The organism is Pseudomonas sp. FSL R10-1339, from assembly GCF_009600545.1.
Classification (GTDB): Bacteria; Pseudomonadota; Gammaproteobacteria; order Pseudomonadales; family Pseudomonadaceae; genus Aquipseudomonas; species Aquipseudomonas bubulae.
In genome coordinates, this window is the sequence record NZ_WIVQ01000223.1 from 1 (window position 1) to 1,123 (window position 1,123).

At 50.2% G+C, this 1,123-nt stretch carries 1 protein-coding gene; it reads left to right on the top strand.

Annotated elements, in window-relative coordinates; translation table 11 throughout:
• Positions 1-48: 48 nt before the first annotated feature.
• The gene (locus GHO03_RS24520) at positions 49-882 is read left to right on the top strand and encodes a fimbria/pilus outer membrane usher protein (protein WP_153400693.1); all 834 of its coding nucleotides are present in this window, start codon (positions 49-51) and stop codon (positions 880-882) included.
• Positions 883-1,123: the final 241 nt, after the last annotated feature.

Consider the following 1,123-nt stretch of genomic DNA (forward strand, 5'->3'; position numbering starts at 1 on the left):
CGCGGTCAATAGCGCCAAATTCAGCGGGATTTTCAACTTACTGCGCGGTTGCGGCAAGTTGATCGGAGCTTCCCTAACAGTTGGGCCAGTTACAATTTCAACGCCAGCAAGCAAGGCAGCAGCGCTCATGACGTAGGCCTGAGCGGCACCGCACTGGCAGACAACAACCTGAGCTACAGTATTCAACAGCGGTACGCAAACCAAGGTGTCGGCAGTAGCGGTAATGCCAACGCAAACTACAAAGGCACTTATGGAGAAGCCAGGATTGGTTATAACTACGACACCCGATCACAGCAAGTCAATTACAACTTGCAAGGCGGTATTGTAGCCCACCCTTATGGTGTCACGCTTTCACAACAACATGGTGAAACCATGGCCTTGGTTCGGGCACCTGACGCAGCCGGTGCCAAAGTAAAGAATACTACCGGTGTAAAAACCGACTCGCGTGGTTATGCTGTCGTGCCCTATCTCAGTACATACCGAAAAAACCGGGTAGCGCTTGACACCGCAACACTCACTGACGACGTTGATATTGAGATCAATACCAAAACGGTGATTCCTACCAAAGGTGCGCTTGTATTGGCAGACTTTAAGACTCGTGTTGGCAAGCGTGTATTGATTTCTTTGAGTCACGGCGGCAAGCCCGTACCTTTTGGCGCTACCGCGACACTGCTGGAGAACTCAACTCATTCTAATAATGAGGGCGTTGTCGGCCTGGAGGGCGAGGTATACCTCAGCGGTGTGCCGCAGTCCGGAGCACTGCATGTAAAATGGGGGGATAAATCTGGCCAGCAATGCACGTCACACTTCATCTTGCCTGAGCTGCTTGTAGAGCAAAACGCCACCCCCGCCATCAGCTCCCTTTCAAGCATCTGTCAATAGGCGGAAAACCATGACTCTTGCCAAATATAAAGCCAGTGACCTTATCGTAAAACATAGAGGTCACGCTACTTTCGGATTGTTCATTCTTGCCTTTTCGAACATCGCCACAGCCAGTTGTTCTTTCTATAACGGGGCCACTTCAGAAATAAGAAAAGATATCAATTTTGAATCGCCCCTAGTTTCGTAGACATCTCCAAGCCTTAAAATGAGGCCCATTAGGAGGTGCCATGAGCAACCAGCG